The sequence below is a fragment of the Streptomyces sp. NPDC028305 genome (assembly GCF_055569495.1).
The window spans coordinates 235,600-259,678 of sequence record NZ_JBVHTN010000008.1; the positions used below are offsets into that span (position 1 = coordinate 235,600).

The following is a 24,079-nucleotide window of genomic DNA, read 5'->3' on the forward strand; positions in this document are numbered from 1 at the left end:
ATGGCAGACTCCGATGGTAAACGATTACTACTCGAAGGACAGTAGTTTCTGCTTCTCGCCACCTGCAAGAGGCCTCTGATGCAGTAACGTCGAAGCGTGACGGTGAATGGAAACGGCTCCGGAGCGGGCCCCGGCCCCAAGACGGCAAGGCGTCGCCGGGGCCGCAACAACGACGACCGGCCGAGCACGATTCGTGATGTCGCCGAGCGGGCCGGAGTCTCCGTAGCAACCGTTTCCCGCACGCTCGCCGGCAACTACCCGGTCTCAGCGGCCACCCGGGACCGGGTCATGGCAGCGGTCGAGTCCCTGCACTACGTCGTGAACGTCCACGCCAAAGCGCTCTCCGGCCGCGTCGCCGGGCCCATCGCCCTCGTCCTGAAGGACATCACCGGCCCGTCCCTGGCCCATGTCGCCGCCGGAGTGGAGCAGGAGGCCGCGACCCGCGGCCGGCTGAGCCTGGTCTGCGCCACGCACGGCGACGAGCAGCGCGAGGACGACCTCGTGCAGATGATGCGCGAGCAGCACGCGGCGGCCGTCGTCCTCGTCGGCGGCTCGTCACAGGACGAGGCCTACCACCAGCGCATGGCCGAGTACGCCCGGGCGCTGGACGCGGCCGGCTCCCGGCTGGTGCTGGTGGGCCGCCCCCCGCTGCCCGGCGACCTGCCGGTCACGGTCGTGGAGTACGACAACCGCGGCGGCGCCTTCCAGGCCGCCGACCATCTCCTCACCTCCGGACACCGACGCCTTCTCTTCCTGGGCGGAATCCCCGGGCTGAGCACCAGCGACCAGCGCCGCGACGCCTATGTGCGGGCCCTGCGGGCCCACGGCGTGGAGTACGACGAGGAACTCGACAAGCCCGGTGCGTACACCCGTGTCTCGGGCTACCAGCGCACCCGGGACGCACTCGACGCCGGCCTGGACTTCACGGCGATCGTCGCGGGCACCGACATGGTGGCCCTCGGCGCCCTGGCCGCTCTGCGCGACGCCGGCCTCGACGTTCCCCGGGACGTCTCGCTCGTCGGCTTCGACGACGTGCCCTTCGCCGCCGACCTCGCCCCGTCGCTCACCACGGTCCGTGTGCCGTACGAGGATCTCGGCCGCACCGCGGTCCGCCTGGCCCTGGACCGGGAGGAACGCATCGCCGGCGACGACTACGTGATCCTCAGTACGCAACTGGTGATCCGTCAGTCGGTACGCCTGATGCGGTGACGGAGGGCGAGGTGCCGTGCGTCGTGACCGCGAAGCCCCACTCCGAGATCAGCCGTTGGATTCGGGCCGAGGTGGTGGGGGCGGCGGGTAGCCGTAGCCCTGTTGCGGCCGGGGCCCGTACGGCTGCGGGTAACCGGCCGCCGCGTCCCCGTAGGGACCGGGTGCCGCGTACCGGCCCGGCATCGGCGGGGGCTGCGCCGACGGCTGGTTGCCGCCGGCGCCGGGCCACAGGCCCTGCGCCTGCTGCGCCCGCGCGAAGTCCTCGGCGACCATCGCCGAGAGGTTGAAGTACGCCTCCCGTGTCTTGGGCCGCATCATGTCCAGGTCCACCTCGGCGCCGACCGCCAGGTGCTCGTCGAACGGCACCACCTGCACCCCGCGGCAACGGGTCCGGAAGTGCGCCGCGATGTCCTCGATCTTGATCATCTTGCCGGTCTCGCGCACCCCGGAGATCACGGTGATGCTGCGTGAGACCAGCTCGGCGTAGCCGTTCGCGTTCAGCCAGTCCAGGGTGGTGCTCGCGCTCGACGCGCCGTCCACCGACGGCGTCGACACGATGATCAACTGGTCGGCCAGGTCCAGCACTCCGCGCATGGCGCTGTAGAGCAGGCCGGTGCCCGAGTCGGTGAGGATCACCGGGTACTGACGGCCCAGGACATCGATGACGCGCCGGTAGTCCTCGTCGTTGAACGTCGTCGAGACCGCCGGGTCCACGTCGTTGGCGATGATCTCCAGACCGGAGGGCGCCTGAGAGGTGAACCGGCGGATGTCCATGTAGTTGCGCAGGTAAGGGATCGCCTGCACGAGTTCGCGGATCGTCGCACCGGTCTCACGGCGTACCCGGCGGCCCAGCGTGCCCGCGTCCGGGTTGGCGTCGATCGCCAGGATCTTGTCCGTCCGCTCGCTGGCGAGTGTCGCCCCCAGGGCAGTGGTCGTCGTGGTCTTGCCGACACCGCCCTTGAGGCTGATCACCGCCATGCGGTAGCAGGACAGGACGGGGGTGCGGATCAGATCCAGCTTGCGCTGTCGCTCCGCCTCCTCCTTCTTGGCGCCGGGCTTGAAGCGGCTCGGCCGCGCGTTGGCCCCCGGCTTCTTCGCCTTGGGCTGGTTGCGCAGCAGGCGATCGGAACTCAGCTCGACCGCCGCGGTGTGGCCGAGCGGAGTGCCGCCCGGACCGGTTCGCTGCCGCTGGTCCGGCATGACCGCCGGCGAGTCGCCGACCCGCGGGTCCGCGGGAGCGCCATAGCCCTGCGGCACTCCGGGCTGATGGGCCCGCGGGTCGCCCGGCACGGCGTCCGGCTGCGGGGCGGCCATCGGCGGTACCGGCCGACCAGGCGGTACCGGCTGACCAGGCGGCACGGGCCAGACGGGCGCTACGGGCTGACCGGGGTGGTTCGGCTGAGGGGAGCCGTAACCGCTTTGACCGGGCTCGTGTTGGGCCTGCGGCTCCTGCGACTGCGGTACGGCACCGGGTACCGACGCCTCGGGCACCTCTTCCTGAGGCTCCCCGCTCTCCGGCTCGTCGGTGTCCACCGCGGCCACCATGTACCAGGTTTGCAGCCGCGGCCCGACGTACGTGAACTCGTACGTGCCCTCATCGGTGAGGTCGGCCGCTGACCGGTCGTCGTCAGGACCGGCCCCGCCCGCGCGGTTGTAGTCCCGATCGCTGCTCACAATGCCTCCTGCTGCGTGGGCGCCGCCTGCCAGTGCTCCGGGGCACTGGGCGGCATCGGCTCCGGCCGTGCCGCCTCAACGGCGGTTGCGCTGCCGACGGGCCCGGCGCGGTGTGGCGTCCGCGGCACGGCCGCCCCTGGTGGCGGTGTAAAGTACGCTCATCAGTACGCCGCCGACGATGATCACGGCGATTCCGACGGTGGTGTTGATGAGAAAGCCTAAGAGGATGAGCGCCGCGTAGACGGCTGGGATGGTATTGCGCAGGTTTCGGTTCACGGCGGGGATCCTTCCCGAAGGGTGGGTTCGGCGGCCGGAGCCGCCGGGGGCTTCCTAGGCTGAGGTCCGGCGGACGTGAACATTGAGGCGCATGCCGACATCGTGGAGTGGTCGTCCGCTGCCGTGCCAGACCGAGAGCGCGTACGCGCTGAAAGGGTACCGCGTTCTCGACTCGGGTACCTCGATCCGGACATGCACCAGATTTTCGCCAGAAACGGACGAGGGCGCTCCGCCCGGCACGTCGCCGTAACACCTCAGCAGGTCGAACAGCGCTTCCGGTAGGGCGAGGTCGTGTTGCTCCGCCTTCCCGTGGATCCCCGCACGGAACACGGCTGCCGCCGCCAGGTCCAAGTCGGTGACCATGTCGAGGTCGGCGCGGTCCGGCAGGGGGCGCCCTTGGGACGTGAGCGCTTCGTACAGGAAGTCCACGGCCGCCCGGGCGTAGTGGGCGGCACGGCCCTCATTGCCCACGATGCGCCGAAGAATCGCTTGGTAGTGGACTTCCTCGTGGATCACGGGGCGCCCGACGTATCCGTACAACAGGTCACGGTTGAAGCTGGCGGGCTCCCGCCAGGCACGGGCGTAGTCGGCCATCAGGAAGGAGATCAACGGGTCGTCCCCGCCCCCCTCGCGCAGGAACGGGCCGAGCAGTTCCACCAGATCCACCGTGCGCACGCCAGAGATCTCGGCGAGGACTCTCAGCGTCGAGCGGAGCAGGCACTTGTGGAAGAGCGTCAGCGGGATCCGGAAAGCCATCCCGCTCAGCCAGTCCTCGAACGTCATCCGGGAGTGCTCGATCACGACGTCGGCCATCAGGTCCGTGTTCCCGGGGTCGCAGGGCAGGTACCCGGTGCGCAGACCGTGATCGTCCCGGAAGCGGTCGTGTGTGTAGTCGGTGTTGTTGAGCAGCAGCAGAGGGTAGATGACGGGCGAGCCCCCCGAGGCGATTGCCTCCTCGATCCCGGTCAGGTGGGTGGCGCGGGATTCGCCGGGCAGGCCCCAGATGAGGTCGGTGTAGGTGGGGATGTTCTGGGCCCGGAACTGGGTCTGCATACGACGGTAGTTGTCGACCCGGATGTTGCGGCGGTTGGCGATCTGGAGCACCTCGGCGTCGAAGGACTGTGCCGAGAGAGTGATGGCCCCGGTCAGCCCGGCCCGGTACAGGATTCCCGCGATCTCCACCACACGGCCGTTGGTGTTCTTCGCCCAGTTCGTCATCACCAGCAGCCGCTTGTTGTGGCGCCGGCACAGTTCCACGATGTGGCGTGCGATGTCCACGTCGCGTGCGACGATGCCGAAGTTGGCGTCGGCTATGAACAGTTGGGTGCCGTTGGCGGCGATCCGGACGATGCGCTCCAGCTCCTCCTGGATGCGGTCCATGGGGAACTGGCGGATCTTGGAGTTGGTGGCCCCGCCCCAGTAGCAGAAGGCGCAGGAGTAGGGGCAGCCCCGGTTGGTTTCGTACACCAGCATCCGGGACCGCGCGATGTCCTCGTCGGTCCAGGTGTTCCCGAGCAGCGGCGAGGGCAGCTCGCCAAGGTCCGCGATCCGGGGGGCTTCGGGGGTGGTGACCACCTCGCCACTGGCGGAGAGGTAGCTGATGCCGGGCAGGGCCGCCAACTCGCCGTCGGCGGTGGTCGGCTCCTCATGGCGCAGGAATACGCGCAGCAGGTCGCGGAAGCGCAACTCTCCCTCGCCGTGGACGAGGACGTCGACCCAGGGTGCTTCGGTGAACACCACCTGCTGGTGCGTCACATCGTTTCCGCCGATCACGATGCGGCAGCGGGGCCAGCGCTCCTTGACCCGCCGGGCCAGTTCAAGGGTGCTGGGCCGGTTCCAGAAGTAGACGGTGAAGGCCACCGCCAGGGGATCCTCCAGCGCGCCCAGCACTTTGGCACAGGCTGCCTCGAATGAGTCCCCGCCCTGCATGTACACGTGTTTGGTGAAGGAACAGGCTTCGGCGAGGTCCGGGGCCGCCTCGGCGGCGGCCTGTAAGTAGCCCAGCACGGTGCTGTAGCGGACGCCGGGCATCACGGTCATCTCGACCAGGTGTACTTGGCGCCGTCCAGCCACGGCAGAGGGCGGGCCGAGCCCGGCCGACAGGTCGGCTGACGTCATTTCTCGAACTCTTCCCAGTCTCGGTCGCGTTGTCCGGCTCTGCCGGGCCCGCTGGCCGTAACGAACGAGTTCCTCGTCCGTTACGGCCAGCGGGTTCAGGCGGTCCACCATCGGATCAGGTGCAGCAGCAGCACGGTGAGCAGCAGCAGCAGTAGGTGTCGCCGCCTGCTACGGCCTCCAGGTCGGCCTCGGACAGCTCGCGGTCCTCGATCTGGGGTGAGCTGGGCACCCTCAGCTCGTAGACGCCAGTTGTCCTGCCGGCTTCCCAGAGGGCCACCTGAGCCTCCAGATCGGGGTCGCCCCCGATGTCCCGGATGATGCGCACGGTTGCGTTCGCCGGCAGTTCCAGGCCCTGCTCGGCCAGCGCGGCGCGCGGGTTCCCCTCCAGTTGCGTCACGTAGTCATCGTTCGACCAGGCGGCCGTCAGCACCTTGGTGTAGGAGCTGACGAATGCCGACCTTTCCCTGGGTTCCATGGATCTCCTTTGTGAAAGTATTCCGGGCGTCACGGCCGACGCCCGGAAAGCGTGTTCATTTCTTGGCTCGCCCCCATGTGAAGGTCGCCAGGCTCAGCAGGAGCCCGGCCACACACCACCCGCCGAGGATCAGAGCCGTACGCCCGTGCTCCCAGCTGCCGGCCGCCTCGGATTGCTGGAAGGAGTCGGACAAGAACGCCGACCGCAGCCCCTGAGCCATCCATTTGAGCGGGAAGCATCCCGCCACCACCTGCATGAAGCCGGGGAGGGAGGTGAACACGAAAAACACGCCCGAGACGAGCTGTAGCGTCAAGTACGGCAGTTGCACCACTGGCGCCGCGGCGCGCGCGTTGGGCGCCACCCGGCTGTAGGCGATGCCGAGGAAGGAGCAGGCGACGATGGACAGGGCGACCACCCAGGCGAAGGTGAACCAGCGTGCCGCGGTGTTCGGGAGGTGCAGGCCGAACAGGCCGACGCCGACGGTCAGCAGCACCACGGTCTCGAGCACTCCGGTGACGAAGGCCTGTGCGACTTTGGCCAGGAGGTACGACGCCGGCGACATGGGGGTCGCGGCCAGCCGGCGCAGGGTGCCGTCGTCGCGCTCGATCGCGATGGCGACGGCGAGACTGGAGAAGGTGGTGCTCATGATGCCGGAGGCGATGATTCCGGCGATCAGCACCTGCTTCATGGGGGTGTGGGTGCCGGGGGCGTCGCCGCTGTAGATCGCGCCGAAGATCAGCAGCAGCACGAGCGGCAGGGCAAAGGTGAAGATCACCGCCTGCCGGTTGCGGAAGTAGCACTTCAGCTCAATGCCGGCGCGGGCCACCGCCACCCTGCCGATCGAGGGCATCTGCTGTCTGCGCGGGCGGAGCCCGGACTGATCCCCCACGGCCGTGGTTTCCATGCCACCAGTCATGCGACGTCCTCCGGACGGGACTCGGGCGCCGTGGTCGTGGCATCGGCCGATGCGATCATCCGGAGGTAGACGTCCTCCAGCGTGGGTCTGGTGACGGTCAGTCCCGGGAGGTCGCCGCTCCCGAGCCGGGCCGCCCAGTCGAGCAGGACGCGCAGCGTCGCGGCCGGTGCGTTCGTGCCGATCCGGACCTGGCCATCCGCCCATCCGAGCGGAGGCGCCCCGGCCTGCTGGACGGGCGGCAGTTCCGCCCCGCGCAGCGCGCCGACAGCGTGGAACTCGATGACGGCCTCACCGTCGGCGCGCCCCCCGATGTCCTTGGGCACGCCCTCTGCGGCGACCTTCCCGCGCAGCAGGATGGCGACCCGGTCGCAGAGCACCTCGACTTCGTCGAGGTAGTGGGTGGTGAGCATCACTGTGGTGCCGTCCGTAGCCAGCGCCCGAATCAGGTCCCAGGTGACGCGCCGGGCCTGCGGATCGAGGCCCGTGGTGGGTTCGTCGAGAAAGACCAGTTCGGGGCGTCCGACGATGCCGAGTGCGATGTCCAGGCGGCGCTGTTGGCCACCGGAGAGCCGCACAGTGCGTTCGTTCGCCTTCTCGCCGAGCCCCGTCCGCTCGATCACGCTGTCGACGGGCAAGGGGTCGGGGTACAGGGAGGCGAAGTGGGAGACGACCTCCCTGACCGTGAGCTCGTCGAAAGACCCCATGTCCTGAGGGACGATGCCGATGCGGGCGCGCCACTGGGGCCCGGCGCCGACGGGGTCCTGGCCGAAGACGCTGACCGACCCGGCGCTGCGGCTGCTGAAGCCCGTGAGGATCTCCTGCGTGGTGGTCTTCCCCGCGCCGTTCGGGCCGAGCAGAGCGAAGATCTCGCCGCGTTGCACATGGAGGTCGACCCCGTGCAGCACGGGTACGGCTCCGTAGGACTTGCGCAGTCCGGACACCCCGATGACTTCCGGTCCGGGCATCTGTACCACCTTGGGGTCCTGAGCGTGATCGATGGCTGAAGGCTGGGGGGCGCCGCGACGCCATACCCGTCAGGTGCAGCAGCAGCAGGGGGAACAGCAGCAGCAGTAGGTGTTGTCGCCGCCTGCTACGGCCTCCAGGTCGGCCTCGGACAGCTCACGGTCCTCGATCTGGGGTGAGCTGGGCACCCTCAGCTCGTAGACACCGGTCGTCCTGCCGGTTTCCCAGAGGGCCACCTGAGCCTCCAGATCGGGGTCGCCCCCGATGTCCCGGATGATGCGCACGGTTGCGTTCGCCGGCAGTTCCAGGCCCTGCTCGGCCAGCGCGGCGCGCGGGTTCCCCTCCAGCTGCGTCACGTAGTCATCGTTCGACCAGGCGGCCGTCAGCACCTTGGTGTAGGAGCTGACGAATGCCGACCTCTCCCTGGGCTCCATGGGTCCCCCTTATTGCTTGTCGATTCCGAGTCAAGTCGGCTTCGGGTGGATGCGGAAATCATTCAGAGCCGACCACCTATAAGTCAACTGCGATCCTTTCGATTGTGGTCCCATCTTTTTTGGGACCTCGCCCGTATCCGCAGAACCTGCATCCCCATGCCGTTGTTGCAGCTCAGGGCGGTCGGAAGTGTGTGGCCCGTAGGGGTAGGGGGAGGCCCCCTTATGGATAAGAAGGCCACCCGGCAGGTGCAGTCGAGGAGCGCCGAAAGAATAGCCGACGGTGGCTCTGAATTCCTTGCTTTACCTATCCCGGCGGGTAATAAAGTGTCGGACCACGTCGAGATGTTTTCGGAGGGCGCAGTGGATCTGCCTCGCTTCAAGGCACACCTTGTCCCGCAGGTCGTCAGCCCGGACCGGGTCTTCCTGGTGTCGGAGGAAGGCCACTATCTGGTCCAGGGAAAGGCGGTCGCCGAGGTGGTGCCCTTCCTGGACGGGACCCACGCGATCGCCGAGATAGCCCAGAAGCTCTCCGACCGGTTCACGCTGGGTGAAGTCGTCTTCGCCATCAGCAAGTTCCAGCGCTTCAACCACCTCGCCGAGGGTCCTGTCGGGACCGACCGTGCCTCGGTGGCCTTCTGGGAGGCCCAGGGCGTGGACGCCGCCGAGGCCACCCGGCGGCTGGACGAGGCCCAGGTGGAGATCACTTCGGTGGGTGCGGTGGACGAGGCGGAGGTGGTGGCCGCGCTGCGGACGACCGGCATCGAGGTGCGGCCGGTCACCGCCGCCGCAGCCGGTGCCTCCGCTCCGACCCTGGCCGTCGTGCTCGCCGACGACTACTGCAACCCCGAACTCGCCGCCGTCGACGCCCGCCTGCGCGGTGCCGGCATTCCCTGGCTGCTGGCCAAGCCCAACGGCGCCGATGTCTGGACCGGCCCCTACCTGGTGCCGGACGTCACCGGATGCTGGCAGTGCCTGGCCCAACGGCTGGAAGGCAATCGGCAGGTGGAGGCGTACCTCAAGCGCAAGCGGGGCGACGAAGCTCCGCTCCTCACCTCTCTGGCGGCATCCCCCTGGTCGGGGGGGCTTTCGGCACAGATGGTCGTCGGTGCCGTGGCCGGCATCATCGGGGCGGAGGCGGCCGACTACCGGGGAGTCCTGACCTCGGTGCATGTTCCGACCATGCGGACCGAACGCCACCAGCTGATCCGGCGGCCGCAGTGTCCCGGCTGTGGAGACCCCTCGGTCCTGCACGTCGCCCCCCGGATCGAACTGACCGAGCAGGCCGTGCGGTTCAGCGCGGACGGCGGGCACCGGACGATGCGCCCCGACGACACCTACAAGCGGCTGGAGAAGCACGTCAGCCGGCTGACCGGCGCCGTCAGCTCGCTGCGGCCGCTCAATGACGTCGACAACGGCGTCACCTACAGCTACTCGGCCGGTCACAACTTCGCGATGCCCGGCGACAATCTCGCCATGCTGCGCCGCAACCTGCGCGGCCAGAGCGGTGGCAAGGGCCGCACCGACATCCAGGCCCGGGTCAGCGGAATGTGCGAGGCCATCGAACGGTACTCGGGAGTATGGCGCAACGACCGCCCCACCCGCCGGGCCAGCTTCGACGCGCTCGGTTCCGACCTGGCGGTTCACGCCAACGAGCTGCTGCTGTACTCCGAGGCCCAGTACGCCGGCCGGGAGGAATGGAACCACAACGGCGCGGGCCGGCTGCACATCGTGCCGGATCCGTTCGACAGTGGCCGCGAGATCGACTGGACGGCGGCGTGGTCGCTGACGCACGACCGGGAGCGACTGGTGCCGGCGGCATACGCCTGGTTCGGCCACCCCGACCTGGAGGACAACTTCTACTGTTTCAGCGACGGCAACGGCAACGCAGCCGGGAACACCCTCGAAGAGGCGATCCTCCAGGCGTTCTGTGAACTCTGCGAGCGCGACGCGGTCGGTCTGTGGTGGTACAACCGCGCGCTCCGGCCCGGCTTCGATCTCGACAGCCTGCACGAGCCGTACATCGACACCCTTCGCGAGTTCTACGCCGGCATGAACCGCAGCCTGGAGGTGGTGGACATCACCACCGACCTGGGCATCCCCACCTTCGCCGCGGTCTCGCGCCGGGTCGACCACCCGGTGGAGGACGTGTTGCTGGGATTCGGGGCGCACCTTGACGTGCGGATCGCCGTCCTGCGGGCCCTGACCGAGGTCAACCAGTTCCTGCCGGCAGTGATCAACCGCAAGGCGGACGGGTCCACCGACTACTGGGAGGACGACCCGGACACGCTCGCGTGGCTACAGCAGGTGACGGTTGCCCAGGACCCCTGGGTCGTTCCGTCCGCGAACCTCCCCACCACCTCGGCCGGCAGCTACTCCGGCCTGTTCTCCGGTGACCTGGCCAAGGACATCCGTAACGGTGTCGAGCGGGTGGGCAAGGCGGGCCTCGAAGTGATCGTCCTCGACCAGAGCCTGCCCGACCTGGAGCTGAAGGTCGCCAAGGTCATGGTCCCGGGCATGCGCCACTTCTGGCGCCGGCTGGGTCCGGGCCGACTCTACGCCGTACCGGTGGAACTGGGCTGGCTGTCCGCGGCAACCGCCGAGGACCGGATGAACCCGCGAAGCGTCTTCTTCTGATCGTCCGCCCTTGCCCCGTGACAGGGCTTTCCCCACCGCAGTCTCCCAGGAGATGACATGACTGGTCCCGATCCCTACGGCGCCATCAGCAACCCCCCACCCGCTCCCGGTCCGGTGCGTGTCGGTGAACTCCTGCGGCTTCACCCAGGCGCTCGGATCGTCACCGTCCCCAGCGGCGCGACCCAGATCTTCATCGGGCAGCGCGGTACCTCGCTGGGTGCTCTGACACCCGGACTGGCGGCGGTCATGGAACTGCTCGCCGCCGGACAGGCCGGCAGTGACGAGCTGCTGGACGTCGTCCAGAGCCACGAGGGCGAGCTCGGCATGCTCAAGATACCCAAGCTGCTGCGGAGGCTGAGGGCGGGCGGCTGGCTCTCCGCCACCCTGGAGGTCGCGGGATCGCCCGTGCTGACTTTCCGTCCGCTCGGCCCCGCCGTTCCGCCCGTTCTCAGGCATGACGGCGACCCGGCCGAGCTGCGGATGTCCCGCTTCGCCGTGCTGCGCGCCGACGGCACGGGCATGGTGCTGGAGTCGCCGCTGGCGCACGTCGCCGCCGAACTGCACGATCCGGCGCTCGTCGGCCTGCTGGCCTCGCTGCCCACACAGCAGGGTCCGGGGCCGGCTCCCCGTGACCCTGCGGTCCCCGCGCTGCTGAGCGCCCTGGCCCGGCACGGCTTTCTGGTTCCGCGGACCGGCGCCGCCGAGGAAGGCTTCCGCTTCGCGCAGTGGTCGCCGCACGAGCTGTGGTTCCACAGCCGTACTCGCGTCGGACGCCATGACCTGCCGTACGGCGGCACGTACTGGGCCAAGGGCTTCGCCGAGCCGCTGCCCTCGGTCCGGCCGCCCTTCGACGGCCGCTCGGTGGAGCTGCCCCGGGCGGACCTGGAGGCGCTGCGCGCGAGCGACCGGACCCTCACCGAGGTACTGGAGGACCGGCAGTCGCTCCGGCTGCACGACAGCTCGGCGCCGCTCACGGCCGAGCAGCTGGGCGAGTTCCTGTACCGGAGCGCACGAAACCGGGGCACGTACGACGACGGATCGCAGGAACTGGGCGACCGGCCCTACCCGTCCGGCGGCCGGGCGTACGAACTGGAGATCTATCCGCTGATCCACCAGGTGGACGGTGTGGCACCGGGCCTCTACCACTACGACCCCGAGGAACACCGGCTGGAACTGGTCGCCGAGCCCGGGCCGGCGCTGACCCGCCTTGCCGACATGTCCCGCGCGACCGCGCAGATGTCCTCACCGCCGCAGGTGACGCTGCTGATCACGGCGCGCTTCGGGAGGGTGATGTGGAAGTACTCCTCGATGGGTTACGCCCTGGTGCTCAAACACGTGGGGGTGCTCTACCAGGTGATGTACAGCGTCGCCACCGCAATGGGGCTCGCGGGCTGCGGGCTCGGCGGCGGTGACTCCGACGCCTTCGCCGTCGCCTCCGGGGTGCCCTGGGAGAGCGAGTCGACCGTCGGCGAGTTCCTGCTCGGAAGCCGTGGAAAGGAGGGCAGCGATGGAGTTCCGGCGTAAGGCACTGGAGAACCTGCGCCAACCCGATGACCTGGACAGCCCCGTGCGCCTGACCCGGCCGCGTGCCTGGGCGGTGCTGGCAGTCGTGGGGGCGATCATCGCGGGCGGCCTGGTGTGGTCTTTCCAGGGCGAACTGGCCCGCAGCGTAGACGTGCCGGGCATCCTCACCCATCCTCTGGGGGTTTCCAAGGTCGAAAGTCCGCAGAGCGGGACGGTGTCGAACGTCCTCGTCGAGACCGGGAAGGTGGTGACCAAGGGCGATCGGGTGCTGACCGTGGTCGACGCCGAAGGAGCCACCAAGACCGTCCGGGCCCCCTTCTCCGGCCGCGCGATCGCCTTGCTGGTCGGCAACGGGCAGTACGTCACCGCGGGCGCGACGTTCATGACGGTGGAGCGCACCGACGGTGAGAACGACCGCCTGGTGGCTGTCCTGTTCGCCCCCGCGGACAAGGCGGGCATGCTGAAGATCGGCGACAGGGTGGACATGGACGTGGCGTCGGCTCCCGCGCAGGCGTTCGGCCTGATGCGCGGTCGGGTCACCGCCATGGACCAGTTTCCCCAGACCGAGCAGCAGGTGCAGGACTTCCTGGGTGGGAACAAACTGCTGGCCACGCAACTCCTGGACCAAGGCGGTCCCATCCGGATCACCGTCGACCCGGATCGCGACACCCACAGGCCCAGCGGTTACCGCTGGACCACAGATTCCGGACCGCCGTTCCGCATCAACTCGTGGACCCAGGTCAAAGGCATCGGCCGACTGCCCGGTGAGCGTCCTATTGATTGGCTGCTGCCGCGATGACGACTCGATCCGTTCCCCCACCGCACACGCCGGGCCGGAAGGCCGACCCGAAGGCGGCGAGCGGACAGCCGCGCCGCGGGAACCGAAGCGGCCGGCGCCGGCGCGAGGGTCGCTCCAGAAAGCGGATGCGCGTCAATACCCCGACCGTGATCCAACTGGAGGCGGTCGAGTGCGGCGCGGCCTCACTGAGCATGGTGCTGGGTCACTTCGGGCGTTTCGTCCCGCTGGAAGAGCTGCGGACCGCCTGCGGCGTCTCCCGTGACGGGGCCAAGGCCTCAAACCTGCTGCGAGCGGCCAGAAGTTACGGTCTGCTGGCCGGCGGACGGCAGATGGAGGTGGAAAAACTCCGCAAGCTGCGGCCGCCGACGATCCTGTTCTGGAACTTCAACCACTTCGTGGTCTACGAGGGCATGGGCACACGGCTCGGACGGCCGGTGGTCCACCTCAACGACCCGGCCTCCGGGAAGCGCACGGTCACCATGGAGGAGTTCGACAACAGCTTCACCGGCGTCGTACTCACCTTCGAGCGCGGGCCGGACTTCGAGCGCGGCGGACGCCCCCCGCGCGTCCTCTCGGACTTGTACGCCCGCTACAGCAGCAACGGTGGGGCACTGCTGCTCGCGCTCCTGGCCAGCATCCTGCTGATCGTCCCCGGCGTGGCGGTTCCCGCGTTCACCCGGGCCTTCATCGACCGGGTACTGAACAACGGCGATCACTCCTTCATCACACCGCTGCTCGGGGCGATGGGCGTGGTCGCAGGGCTGACCCTAGTGCTGACCCTGCTCCAGCAGGCACATCTCCTACGGGTGGAGTCGTCGACGGCGATCCGAAGTTCGGCCCGCGTCGTCCGGCACCTGCTGCGCCTGCCGGTGGTCTTCTTCACCCAGCGCAACCCGGCGGAGATCTCCCAGCGGGTCACCTCCAACGACAGAGTCGCCGAGATCCTTTCCCGGGACGTGGCGACCGCGGCGGTCAGCGCGCTGCTCGTGGTCTTCTACGCGATCCTGCTGTGGACCTACGATCCCGAGTTGACCGTGATCGGCGTCGGTGTGGCCCTGCTGAACATCGTGGTGCTGCGCCTGGTGTCACGGCTCCGCAGCGACGCGGTGACCAAACTACGGGCGGACCGGGCGCGGCTGACAGCGGCGTCGTTCAACGGCCTCCAGCTCATCGAGACGATGAAGGCGTCAGGTACCGAGAACGACTACTTCGGGCGCTGGGCGGGCTTCCAGGCCAAGGTGGTGTCGGGATCGCAGGTCCTCGGCGCTCCCACCGCGCTGCTCGCCGTCGTACCACCGCTCCTGGCGGCGGTGGACAGCGGCTGCATTCTGCTGATCGGCGGTCTCAAGGCGATCGACGGGGCCATCTCCATCGGTCTGCTGGTCGCCTTCCAGACGCTGGTGACGAACTTCACCCGTCCGGTCTCCCAGTTGACCAACCTGGGGCCGCGGGTGCAGGACGTGGCCGCCGACATCAACCGGCTCAAGGACATCGAACGGTTCCCGCTGGCCACCGCCTTCGGCGACCCGGCGCCACCCACCCCCAACCCGCCGTCTCCGGCCTCACGTCGGCCCACCAGCGTGGCGAGCGTGGAACTGCGCGGTGTCACCTTCGGATACAGCCCGTTGGGGGATCCGCTGCTGCGCGACTTCGACCTGACCGTGAGGCCCGGACAGCGCGTGGCGCTGGTGGGCGGCTCGGGGAGCGGAAAGTCCACGGTGAGCCGGCTCATCGCCGGCCTGTACGAGCCATGGTCCGGTCAGATCCTCTTCGACGGCCGGGAACGCCGGGACTACGCCCGCGACACCCTTGGCGGCGCGGTGTCCTTCGTCGACCAGGACATCTTCCTCTTCGAGGGAACGGTCCGGGAGAACGTCACCTTGTGGGACACCTCCATCCCCGACGACAGGATCGTCGCCGCTCTGCGTGCCGCGGCCGTCTACGACGTCGTGGCCTCCCGGCCGGGGACCCTCGGCAGCTTCGTCGCCGAGGGCGGCTCCAACTTCTCGGGAGGCCAGCGGCAGCGTCTGGAGATCGCCCGCGCGCTGGTTCGCGGGCCCAGCGTCATGGTGCTCGACGAGGCCACGAGCGCCCTGGACGCGGAGACCGAGAAGCGCATCGACGACAACCTCCGCCGGCTCGGCTGCGCTTGCGTGATCATCGCCCACCGGCTGTCGACGATCCGGGACAGCGACGAGATCCTCGTACTGGATCACGGCCGGGTCGTACAGCGCGGCACACACCACACCCTTGTCGGGGCAGAGGGACTGTACGCCGACTTGATCCGGGAGCAGTGAGGCAGTGACCACATCCCACTTCCCGATCTGGTCCGGCTCGGAAGCGATGGATTTCTCCGAGCTCGCCGGGATCCTCGGTGCTCGGAGAGAAGGCGTCTTCGCGCTGGACGACCCCGGGCGGCTGTCGTTCGTCACCGAGGGCATGCTGGACCTCTTCGCCGTCAGCGAGGAGGACAGCGGACGCTGGACCTTCTTGTGCCGCGTCGGGACCGGCACCGTACTGTGCGGCGGCCGGTCGGACGGGCCGATCCTGGTCGGCAAACCGCTGCCCGGCGGAGCCGTGCGCGACTGCACGCTGGTCGACGCGCTCTCCGCCGCGCGCAGGCCGGGAAGCCGGCTGGCGGCGCAACTGGCGGCCGGACTGGACGCCGGGTTCGTGGCACTGGCCGACGCCGTGCGGACCGAGTTGCCGCCGCGGGAATTCGTCCCGCTGGAAACGGACAGCGCCGACGGAGTGTCCCGACCTTCGCGCCGCACCCGGCTGCCGGCCGGGTCCATGGCACGCTCGGTCGACGGCGCGGTCTGGATCCAGGTGCTCCAGGGTTCCGTCGGACTGGCGCTGACCGACGTCAACGAGGCCGATGCACGCTCCCGGCCCGCTTCCACCAAGCCATCCCTACCGCCGCCACCACCGCCCCCACCGCCCGTGCCATCCCCGCCGTCCCCGCCGTCCACCTCCGACCCGTTCGCCACATTGGGCTGGCCCGGCCGGGGCATCACGAAACGGTTCCTGGTCACCGAGGCGGACTGGGTGCGCTCCCCGCAGGGCGCGGTGGTGGGCGTACTGCGCACCGCGGAGGTCATGGCCGACCCGGGCTTCGCCCACGAAGTCCTGTCCCAGCAGCGACTTCTCATGCGACGGCTGACCGATCGGATGATCAGCCGGCGGTCCACGGCCCGCCACGAGATGAGGCAGCGCCGGAAACTGGACGCCGATACGCTGCAGCGCTCCTCACGCGCTCTGGCAGCTGTGCTCGACCCGTTCGGGTCGTCGGGGGACGGCGACTTCGACCCGTCCGACCAGGACGCCTATCTGGCGGTGGCCCGCATCGTCGGGCAGGCCTCGGGCGTCGAAATCACCCGCGCCTCCACTTCGGAGGCATCCGACGCGCGGCTGGGCCCCGTGGAGCGGATCGCGGTGTCCTCACGTTTCCGAACCCGGCAGATCCGTCTGGACGGCAGATGGTGGCGAACGGACCTGGGGCCGCTGTTCGCCCACCTCGGTCCGGATACCACCGAAGGACCGGGGGGCCCGTCGGACGACACCGTCACCAAGCGCACTCCGGTGGCGCTGATCTGGCGGCGGGGCCGGTACGAGGCCCGGGAGCCCGGCGGCAATGGCGTGAGGGTCGGCCGTGCCTACGCCGCACGGCTGGAGAACACCGCGTGGATGTTCTACCCACCGCTGCCGGACGAACCCCTGAGCCGGGGCGCCCTGGTCCGTTTCGGTCTGCGCGGCAGCGCGCGGGACGCGGGGGTGATGGTCGGACTCGGGCTGGCCGCGGCACTGCTGGGACTGCTGGTTCCGGTGCTCACCGGCAAAGTGCTCGGCGTCCTGGTGCCCCGTGCCGATCGGGGGCCCGTGACGCAGGTGTGCGTGGTTCTGTTCACCGCGGCCCTGTTCTCGGCGGTCTTGTCGGCGGTCCAGAACCTGTCGCTGCTGCGGTTGGAAGGGCGCTTCGAGGGGCGGGCGCAAGCCGCGGTGTGGGACCGGCTCCTGCGGCTTCCCACCGCGTTCTTCACCAAGGTCTCCACCGGAGAGCTGAGCAATTCCGCGATGGGCGTGAGCACCATCCGGGATGTGCTGTCCGGCATCACCAACCAGGTGGTGCTGGGCTGCCTGCTGTTCGTCACCAACCTGAGTCTGCTGTTCTTCTACAGCGTCCCACTGGCCTTGATGGCGCTGGCCCTGGCACTCGCCGGCGGCGGGGTCTGCCTGGCCGCGGGAATCAAACAGACCAAATGGCAGCAGCGGCTGACCGAGCATGATCACAAACTGGCCGGAACCCTCTTCCAGATGCTCGGCGGTCTGTCCAAGCTGCGCGTCGCCGTGGCGGAGGACCGGGCGTACTCCCACTGGGCCCTGGGATTCGCCCAGTCCCGGAGGCTGTCGTCCCGCGCACGCCGCTTGCAGAACGTGGTCACGGTCTTCAACTCCGGGTACCTGCTCTTGTGTTCGCTGCTGCTGTTCGCGCTCGTCGGCGGCCCGGCGAGTCACCAGCTCTCCGTCAGCGACTTCCTGACGTTCAACAGTGCCTACGGCATGATGCTGGCGGCCTGTGTACAGGTCACCGGGAGCGTCACCATGGCGTCAGCCGTGATACCGCTCTTCGACGGCCTGCAACCGGTGATCTCCGAGGTGCCGGAGGTGTCGGCCGCCAAGGAGTCGCCCGGCGACCTGTACGGCGAGATCGAGGTCACCAACGTCAGTTTCCGCTATCACGACGACCAGCCGCCGGTGCTGCACGATGTCAGCTTCCAGGCGCGGCCCGGAGAGTTCGTCGCCATCGTGGGTCCGACGGGGTGCGGGAAGTCGACGCTGCTCAGGCTGCTCATCGGTTTCGACGAGCCCACCACCGGAGCGGTCCTGTACGACGGCATGGACCTGTCGTCGCTCGACGTGACGGCCGTCCGCCGACAGTGCGGTGTCGTGCTCCAGAACGGAAACCTGTTCGCCGGCAGCGTCCTGTCCAACATCTGCGGCATGGGCAACTACTCGCTCGACGAAGCGTGGGAGGCCGCCGAGATGGCCGGACTCGACGAAGATCTCGGACGGATGCCGATGGGCATGCATACCGTCCTTTCCGAAGGGGCGACGACGCTGTCGGCCGGCCAGCGACAGCGGCTCATGATCGCCCGGGCGCTGATCGGCCGGCCCCGCATCCTCTTCTTCGACGAGGCCACCAGCGCGCTGGACAACCGCACCCAGGAGATCGTCACGCAGAGCATGCGGCGGCTGAACGCGAGCCGCGTCGTGATCGCCCACCGGCTGTCGACGGTGATGCGGGCCGACCGGGTGCTGGTTCTGGACGCCGGCCGGCTCGTGCAGGCCGGCAGCCCGGACGAACTGCTGAAGGACAAGGGCGGCATGTTCTACCGCCTCGTCCAGCGGCAGATGTCCTGATCCACTGCTGCCCCGCGGCCCGCCCGTTCCGAAGGAGACTCGTCATGCCCCGCCCCTCCATGTCCGACGCCATCCCGACGGCCGGCTCCGACGACCGCCCCCCAGGGCCGGCGGAGGACCTGGAACTGGCCGGCATACGCGCGGATCCGCTCACCTTTCTCCAGGACCTGGTCAACGAATATGGCGACCTCTGTAGCCATCGCACCCGCGGCCAGACTGTGTGGTTCGCCAATACGCCGGAATTGGCCCGGCACATCCTGAAGGACAACTACACCAACTACACCAAGGCCGGGACGCCGGACGACTTCATGCTGACCCCTCTGCTCGGAAAGGGGCTGCTCACCAGCAACGGCGCGCAGTGGGAACGGCAGCGGCGGCTGTGCGCGCCGTCCTTCCGGCGCGTGGCGGTCGAGTCGTTCGACGGCTTGATGGTCGAGGCGGCTCTCGACCTGGCCACTGCCTGGGGCGGGGCGGCCGACCGGGGCGATGCCGTCCGGGTGGACCACGACTTCACGGCACTCACCCTGCGGGTGGTGGCCTCCGCGCTGCTCGGCTCCGAACTGACGGCGGGCGGCCGCGGTTTCGGGCAGGCGGTCGACGACATCAACCGGTTCATCGGGCACTTCGACGGGACCCCGCCCGAGGACGAGGACTTCCGGGCCCGGCTCCGGGCGTACTCGGGCGCGAAGAGCTTCCTGGACAGGGTGGTCGGCACCATGATCGGGGCCCGGCGGCTGACCGGCCCCCATGGGCACCCCGGGGACCTGCTGGACGCGATGCTGGGCGCCCGGGACGAGCACGGCGACGCCCTCTCCGACCAGGAGTTGCACGACCAGGTCCTGACCATGGTCATGGCGGGTCACGAGACCACCGCGAAGGCCCTCAGCTGGACGCTCCACCTGCTCGACCGCTACCCCGAGCACGCAGGGCGGGTTCGTGCCGAGATCGACCGGGTCGTGGGTGCCCGGCTGCCGACCGCCGCGGACCTGCCCGATCTGGTCTACACCAGGCAGTGTCTCGACGAGGCCATCCGCCTGTTCCCGCCGGTGTGGCTGATCTCCCGGCTCGCAGTGCACGACGACCTCCTCGGCGGGCTCCGAATCCCCGCCGGCACGCTGGTGTGCATCAGCCCCTGGACGCTGCACCGGCATCCGGAGTACTGGGAGGCGCCCGAGGAGTACCGGCCCGAGCGCCGGCACAGCCGAGCGGGCCACTCGTACCTGCCATTCGGCGGTGGCCCCCGGGTCTGCATCGGGCAGGCCTTCGCCACGACGGAGGCGATGCTCGTCCTCACGGTCGTCCTGCAGCGGCTCCGGCTGACCCGGGCACCCGGCACCACGGTCGTCCCCGAGGCGCTGGTCACCTTGCGTCCGCGTGACGGTCTGCTGATGCAGGTGGAGCGGTGCCATGGGTGAGGCGGGACAGCCGGTGACGCCAGGCGCTCGCAGCTACCGCCCCGAAAGGGAACTGGGCGGATTCGAGCAGGAGGTTGAGCGCTTGGACCGCCAGGCCGCGCTGACCTGGGATCACGAGTGGCGAATCCTCGAGCCCCTGGCGCCCCCCGGCGGTGGGGCGGTGCTGGACGCAGGCTGCGGAAACGGCGCGGTGACCGCCGAACTGAGCGCCGCGCTGCCGGGATCCCGAGTCGTCGGTCTTGACGTGCACCCCGGACTCCTGGACCGGGCGCGCGCTCGCGGGGCAGCCGGAGCGGGACCGGAGCTGTTCCTGGGCGACATCGGCGACACGCCTTTCGCGGATGCGACGTTCGACCTGGTGCTGTCGCGGTACGTCTTCCAGCACCTGCGGGAGCCGGTCGCCGCGGCACGGGAGCTGCGCCGGGTCCTGCGGCCGGGCGGGCACCTTGCCGTGATCGACATCGATGCCGGGTTGTGGGGGGCGGCGGAGCCCGACCTGTCGGGTTTGTCCCAAGAGGCGTACCGTGCACTCGGTGCGGCGCAGTCCTCGGCCGGAGGGGACCGGCTGATCGCCCGGCGACTGCCCCGCGTGCTCAGGGACGCCGGCTACGCGGACGTGACCGTGCGACCGTTCGCCTACACCAGCGACGAAGTGGGGCTTGCGGCCCTGGCGCCGCAATTGTCCCCGGAGCGGCTGCTGCCGCTGGTCGAGCGGGGCGCGGTCAGTATGACGGCGTATCTCCGGGCGATGACCGCCTGGCAGAGCTTCGTGGCCGGTGACGGCTTCGTCCTGCTGCTGGGGTTCGCCGTGGTGGGGCGCCGGTAGGCCCGGAACCGCATGCCGTCAGGACCGGGTGCAGGCCTCAGCACTCGTGACGCAACACCGCGCCCAGGGCGTTGGGCAGGGCGTCCCGTCCAGGTATGGACAATTTGCTGTAGATATGGGTGAGATGGACCTCAACGGTGCGCGGGGTGATGTGCAGCAGATCGGCGATGCTCTTGTTGGTTCTCCCCCGGGCAGCGTGTATGGCGATGCGACGCTCGGCCGGGGTGAGGGCCGGGAGCCCGGACACCGGGATGCGCCGAAGCCGTCCCCCCGAGGCGAGCAGCGATTTGTGCGCCTCGGCGGTGAGCCACTGCGCGCCCGACTCCTCGGCGAGCAGCATTCCCCTGTGCAGCGCTTGCCGGGCATGTGCGAGAGAACCGTTGCGCCCCTGCGCCTGGCCCGCCGCGACGAGTGAAAGCGCCAGCTGGAGCCGGGCGTCGGTCTGCTCGAGCAGGCACACGGACTCGGTGAGCGCGCGCTCCGCCGCCGCCCCCGAGCTCACTTCCCCCAGCGAGCGCAACGACTGGCCGATGACCGCGGGATTGCCCCAGCGCCGGGCCAGTTCAACCTCCGTCTCCGCAAGCCGACGGGCCTCCGCGTCGTTTCCAAGCCGCTTCCACGCCAGCGCGGCGAAGCTGCGCCAGGCGCTCAGAGCGGGGTTGACGATCTCCAGGGCCTCCAGCCGGTGCCCGCACTCCATCAGGTCGGCGAGTGCGCCCCGGAGGTCACCCGAGTGCAGGCGGAACACACCCCGAATGCCCAGGGCGCTTGCGGGCAGGTCGTGGAGTCCTTGCAGGAGGCCGACGGACTCCTCGTAGTGCCCCATGGCCCCGCGCACCCTGGCGACCTCGGTCACCGCGACGGCATGGCAGCTCTTCACCTCATGATGGGCAGTGGTGAGGGTCAGCGCCCACTCGGCCTCGGTGAGCGCCAGGGGCAGATCTCCCATCCGCACCGCGATCTCGGCGCGCCGGCAATGAGCGATCACCCGGGGGAAGAGGGCGTCCTGGTCCAGCGCTCTGGTCAGCATGTGATCGGCCCAGCGCTGGGCCTCACGCAGATGCCCTGCCCACGTCAGTACGGTGATACATCGCAGCAGCAGCACCATCGAAGCGCTGTCAGCGGGCCGCTCGCCCGCCAGCGCCCGCTGCACCAGCTCAAGCGGGACGTCGCGGGGCTCGGACTTGCAGGCGAGATCGCCGGCGATGGCTGCCAGCAGCCCCCGCTCGCCGGGGGTGACGCCGAGTGTGTGGCTCGGGGCGGGACGGTCGAGCGCCTCCAGGGCCGGCGCCCTTCCCTCGGCAGGGACCGTACTGGTCAGGGACTGCAGGCTCAGACTCAGTTCCGTATCGGCGAGCTCGGCGAACGCCTTTTCGTCGACATGGGCGAGCACGGTGCGAGGAGGACGCAGAGCCGACTCGGCACTGCCCTGCCGCAGGACCCGTGCGTAGGCGCGTTCCACGATCGCCGCCGCCTGGCGCTCCGGATCGGAGAAGAGGCGGACCGCTTCGTCGAGATGGCGGTCGGCGGCCGCGGGCGCGAAGAGCACCTCGGCGCGGCCCAGCAGCCAGAGCACCTCAGCGCGTTCCTCCTCCGGAATCCAGTCCCGGAGCACACGCCACGCGTACTCGGCACATGTCTTGGGGTCGCCTGCCTTCAGGGCGTCATCCGCGGCATTCTTCAGGACACCGCACGCCCACGCGTCCTCGGCTACGTCGGCCTGCAACAGGTGCTCGGCGACCTGCGGCAGCGGCGCCCCCAGATCGTTCAGCCGCCGGGCGGCCCGCATGTGCAGCGCGCGCCGCGCATCGGCGGGCATGTCCCGGTGAATCAACTTCCTGAGCTCGGCATTGCTGAAGCGGTACCGCTCGGGGGTGCCCGTCGCACGAAAGACCCCCACCCGGGTCAGCTCCGCGGTGAGTCCCCAGATCGTGTCCCCGTACAGGTTGAGCATGTCTGCGATCACCGCGCAATCGCCTTCTTCGCCGAGCACCGCGGCGACCTCGGCGACCTCTTGGAGGTTGGCGGGCTGGCGCAGCAGTCGGTCGGCGGCGGCCTCGGCCTGGAGCCGTTCACCGCATCGCCGCACCCGCTCGACCTGTGACGCCCGAGGGGGCACGAATTCGGCGGTCAGGGACGCCAGCAGCTTCTCCAGGCGGGAGGGATGTCCGTGGGTGGCGTCGGCACAGGCCTGCACGAACTCGTTATCGCAGCCCTGCCCGGAATAGGCGGTCTCGACCACGTCGCGCACGCTGTGCGAGGAGAGCGGGCTGAGGGTGAGGGACTGGCATCGGTCGCACTTGGTCATGTCGTCGATCAGCGTGCGGTCGACCGGGGTTTCGTCCGTACGGTAAGCCAGGATCAGCAAGACCGGCAGGTTGTTCAGGTGGCGCATCAGAAAGCCGAAACAGCGCAGCGAGGTTTCGTCCATCCACTGGATGTGATCGACGATGACGACCAGCGGATGCCGGCGGGCGCCCTGCGTGAAGCCTTCCCACAGGGCTTCGAAGAGCTGATGGTCGAACGGGCCGGTGCCTTCGGGTATCCCGTTGAGCGGTTCCTCGCCCTCGATGCTTTCATCCCTGCCGGCGACCTTGAGCGAGGCGGCCCTGAGCCGGCGGACGACGGCGAACTGACGGTGAGCGTCCGAAGGAGAACACGACAGGCTCAGGATTACGCTGCCCAAGCGCCGCACGCGTTCGGCCACCTCGCCGAGTAGTGCGGAACAGTGCATTCCCGAGACGGACCGGACCAGGACGGCATTGCCCATGCCTGCTCTGGCACTGCGTGCGCGCGATAACAGGTCCGCGAGTTCCGACACACGTTCAGGCTGCACGCCCCCTCCTCGCCTCTGTTCCTTTCACGTCAAGAAAATGTCCGGCGCGGCCTTTGCCCCGCACCACGGCCGCCCGGTAGCCCACGCATACGTCGCGGGAAATTGCCTGACCACGGTCTCCTGCGGCACGCTTCAGCAGCGGTAGCCATTCGCGGTCACGGTCCGGTCTGAATAGATCTTGCACCGGCCGGGGCCGATCGAGGTGGCCCAGCGGTTCAGGGTGCCCGGGGCAACAGAAGAACAGCTCCAGGTGGCTTCATCATCACCGGTCGTTTCACCGGGATGGAGCAGCTGGTATGGCGATCGCTCACGCAACACACTTCTCCCCCGATTGATGATCTGCGCCATCGTATTGGTGACCCTTCACGTCAAGAAGCGCGAAATAGGCCATTTCGGTTGTGAGGTGGATGGGGTAATCGTCGTCTTTTCCAGTGATTCGTGGGAGGACGGTGTCCGGCGGTCCACCCCGGCTCGTCGCCATGCGTAGCCGGACCCTGGGCCGATGCCGTCCGATGGGCCGTCCGGCCGATCGGCGGGACAGAATGGCCGCGGACACGTA

Annotated in this window: 17 protein-coding genes; 8 read left to right on the top strand and 9 right to left on the bottom strand. The window is 69.2% G+C overall.

The window, feature by feature from the left end; translation table 11 throughout:
- Nucleotides 1–96 precede the first annotated feature (96 nt).
- Nucleotides 97–1,209: a LacI family DNA-binding transcriptional regulator gene (locus ACZ4WQ_RS34435; RefSeq protein WP_311730517.1), complete on the top strand. Its 1,113-nt coding sequence runs from the start codon at nucleotides 97–99 to the stop codon at nucleotides 1,207–1,209.
- 48 nt (nucleotides 1,210–1,257) lie between these two features.
- Here ACZ4WQ_RS34435 and ACZ4WQ_RS34440 read toward each other — a convergent pair whose 3' ends face one another.
- From ACZ4WQ_RS34440 to ACZ4WQ_RS34470, 7 genes are all read right to left on the bottom strand, one after another.
- The gene (locus ACZ4WQ_RS34440; protein WP_385345896.1) at nucleotides 1,258–2,883 is read right to left on the bottom strand and encodes a nucleotide-binding protein; all 1,626 of its coding nucleotides are present in this window, start codon (nucleotides 2,881–2,883) and stop codon (nucleotides 1,258–1,260) included.
- Between the two features lie 75 nt (nucleotides 2,884–2,958).
- Nucleotides 2,959–3,159: a hypothetical protein gene (locus tag ACZ4WQ_RS34445; protein ID WP_311730515.1), complete on the bottom strand. Its 201-nt coding sequence runs from the start codon at nucleotides 3,157–3,159 to the stop codon at nucleotides 2,959–2,961.
- Nucleotides 3,160–3,213: 54 nt separating this feature from the next.
- Nucleotides 3,214–5,277 carry a radical SAM protein gene (locus tag ACZ4WQ_RS34450; RefSeq protein WP_398375592.1) on the bottom strand — a complete coding sequence of 688 codons (2,064 nt, stop codon included), beginning with the start codon at nucleotides 5,275–5,277 and terminating at the stop codon, nucleotides 3,214–3,216.
- Nucleotides 5,278–5,392: 115 nt separating this feature from the next.
- Nucleotides 5,393–5,752, bottom strand: coding sequence for a hypothetical protein (locus tag ACZ4WQ_RS34455; RefSeq protein WP_398375593.1), 360 nt, complete (start codon nucleotides 5,750–5,752; stop codon nucleotides 5,393–5,395).
- A gap of 55 nt (nucleotides 5,753–5,807) precedes the next feature.
- Nucleotides 5,808–6,668, bottom strand: a complete 861-nt coding sequence (locus ACZ4WQ_RS34460; protein WP_385345891.1) for an ABC transporter permease — start codon at nucleotides 6,666–6,668, stop codon at nucleotides 5,808–5,810.
- Nucleotides 6,665–7,633, bottom strand: a complete 969-nt coding sequence (locus ACZ4WQ_RS34465; RefSeq protein WP_385345889.1) for an ABC transporter ATP-binding protein — start codon at nucleotides 7,631–7,633, stop codon at nucleotides 6,665–6,667. Before ACZ4WQ_RS34465 ends, ACZ4WQ_RS34460 begins: the two co-directional genes overlap by 4 nt.
- Nucleotides 7,634–7,702: 69 nt before the next feature.
- Nucleotides 7,703–8,065, bottom strand: a complete 363-nt coding sequence (locus ACZ4WQ_RS34470; RefSeq protein WP_311730510.1) for a hypothetical protein — start codon at nucleotides 8,063–8,065, stop codon at nucleotides 7,703–7,705.
- A 360-nt stretch (nucleotides 8,066–8,425) separates the two neighbouring features.
- On the opposite strand from ACZ4WQ_RS34470, the gene ACZ4WQ_RS34475 reads away from it, so the two are divergent.
- Genes ACZ4WQ_RS34475 through ACZ4WQ_RS34505 form a run of 7 tightly spaced genes read left to right on the top strand, consistent with a single transcriptional unit; the run spans nucleotide 8,426 to nucleotide 20,684 of the window.
- Nucleotides 8,426–10,699: a TOMM precursor leader peptide-binding protein gene (locus ACZ4WQ_RS34475; protein WP_398375595.1), complete on the top strand. Its 2,274-nt coding sequence runs from the start codon at nucleotides 8,426–8,428 to the stop codon at nucleotides 10,697–10,699.
- A 57-nt stretch (nucleotides 10,700–10,756) separates the two neighbouring features.
- Complete coding sequence (locus ACZ4WQ_RS34480) at nucleotides 10,757–12,223, top strand: SagB family peptide dehydrogenase (RefSeq protein ID WP_361192310.1); 1,467 nt, start codon at nucleotides 10,757–10,759, stop codon at nucleotides 12,221–12,223.
- The gene (locus tag ACZ4WQ_RS34485; RefSeq protein WP_311730507.1) at nucleotides 12,207–13,022 is read left to right on the top strand and encodes a biotin/lipoyl-containing protein; all 816 of its coding nucleotides are present in this window, start codon (nucleotides 12,207–12,209) and stop codon (nucleotides 13,020–13,022) included. The genes ACZ4WQ_RS34480 and ACZ4WQ_RS34485 overlap by 17 nt, the downstream gene beginning before the upstream one ends.
- Nucleotides 13,019–15,319, top strand: a complete 2,301-nt coding sequence (locus ACZ4WQ_RS34490; RefSeq protein ID WP_385345882.1) for an NHLP family bacteriocin export ABC transporter peptidase/permease/ATPase subunit — start codon at nucleotides 13,019–13,021, stop codon at nucleotides 15,317–15,319. The genes ACZ4WQ_RS34485 and ACZ4WQ_RS34490 overlap by 4 nt, the downstream gene beginning before the upstream one ends.
- Nucleotides 15,320–15,323: 4 nt before the next feature.
- Nucleotides 15,324–18,443: an NHLP bacteriocin export ABC transporter permease/ATPase subunit gene (locus ACZ4WQ_RS34495; protein ID WP_398375598.1), complete on the top strand. Its 3,120-nt coding sequence runs from the start codon at nucleotides 15,324–15,326 to the stop codon at nucleotides 18,441–18,443.
- A 44-nt stretch (nucleotides 18,444–18,487) separates the two neighbouring features.
- Complete coding sequence (locus tag ACZ4WQ_RS34500; RefSeq protein WP_398375600.1) at nucleotides 18,488–19,858, top strand: cytochrome P450; 1,371 nt, start codon at nucleotides 18,488–18,490, stop codon at nucleotides 19,856–19,858.
- Entirely contained in the window at nucleotides 19,851–20,684 is an 834-nt protein-coding gene (locus ACZ4WQ_RS34505; RefSeq protein ID WP_385345876.1) for a class I SAM-dependent methyltransferase, read from the top strand. The genes ACZ4WQ_RS34500 and ACZ4WQ_RS34505 overlap by 8 nt, the downstream gene beginning before the upstream one ends.
- A gap of 37 nt (nucleotides 20,685–20,721) precedes the next feature.
- Here ACZ4WQ_RS34505 and ACZ4WQ_RS34510 read toward each other — a convergent pair whose 3' ends face one another.
- Entirely contained in the window at nucleotides 20,722–23,520 is a 2,799-nt protein-coding gene (locus tag ACZ4WQ_RS34510) for a helix-turn-helix transcriptional regulator (RefSeq protein WP_398375602.1), read from the bottom strand.
- A 132-nt stretch (nucleotides 23,521–23,652) separates the two neighbouring features.
- Nucleotides 23,653–23,868: a hypothetical protein gene (locus ACZ4WQ_RS34515; protein ID WP_385345872.1), complete on the bottom strand. Its 216-nt coding sequence runs from the start codon at nucleotides 23,866–23,868 to the stop codon at nucleotides 23,653–23,655.
- Nucleotides 23,869–24,079 lie beyond the last annotated feature (211 nt).

Excerpts from the sequence above, each read along its gene's own strand:
- ACZ4WQ_RS34450 (WP_398375592.1), bottom strand. The coding sequence starts at position 5,277 with ATGACGTCAGCCGACCTGTCGGCCGGGCTCGGCCCGCCCTCTGCCGTG.
- ACZ4WQ_RS34455 (WP_398375593.1), bottom strand. The coding sequence starts at position 5,752 with ATGGAACCCAGGGAAAGGTCGGCATTCGTCAGCTCCTACACCAAGGTG.
- ACZ4WQ_RS34460 (WP_385345891.1), bottom strand. The coding sequence starts at position 6,668 with ATGACTGGTGGCATGGAAACCACGGCCGTGGGGGATCAGTCCGGGCTC.
- ACZ4WQ_RS34465 (WP_385345889.1), bottom strand. The coding sequence starts at position 7,633 with ATGCCCGGACCGGAAGTCATCGGGGTGTCCGGACTGCGCAAGTCCTAC.
- ACZ4WQ_RS34470 (WP_311730510.1), bottom strand. The coding sequence starts at position 8,065 with ATGGAGCCCAGGGAGAGGTCGGCATTCGTCAGCTCCTACACCAAGGTG.
- ACZ4WQ_RS34480 (WP_361192310.1), top strand. The coding sequence starts at position 10,757 with ATGACTGGTCCCGATCCCTACGGCGCCATCAGCAACCCCCCACCCGCT.
- ACZ4WQ_RS34485 (WP_311730507.1), top strand. The coding sequence starts at position 12,207 with ATGGAGTTCCGGCGTAAGGCACTGGAGAACCTGCGCCAACCCGATGAC.
- ACZ4WQ_RS34490 (WP_385345882.1), top strand. The coding sequence starts at position 13,019 with ATGACGACTCGATCCGTTCCCCCACCGCACACGCCGGGCCGGAAGGCC.
- ACZ4WQ_RS34500 (WP_398375600.1), top strand. The coding sequence starts at position 18,488 with ATGCCCCGCCCCTCCATGTCCGACGCCATCCCGACGGCCGGCTCCGAC.
- ACZ4WQ_RS34505 (WP_385345876.1), top strand. The coding sequence starts at position 19,851 with ATGGGTGAGGCGGGACAGCCGGTGACGCCAGGCGCTCGCAGCTACCGC.
- ACZ4WQ_RS34515 (WP_385345872.1), bottom strand. The coding sequence starts at position 23,868 with ATGGCGCAGATCATCAATCGGGGGAGAAGTGTGTTGCGTGAGCGATCG.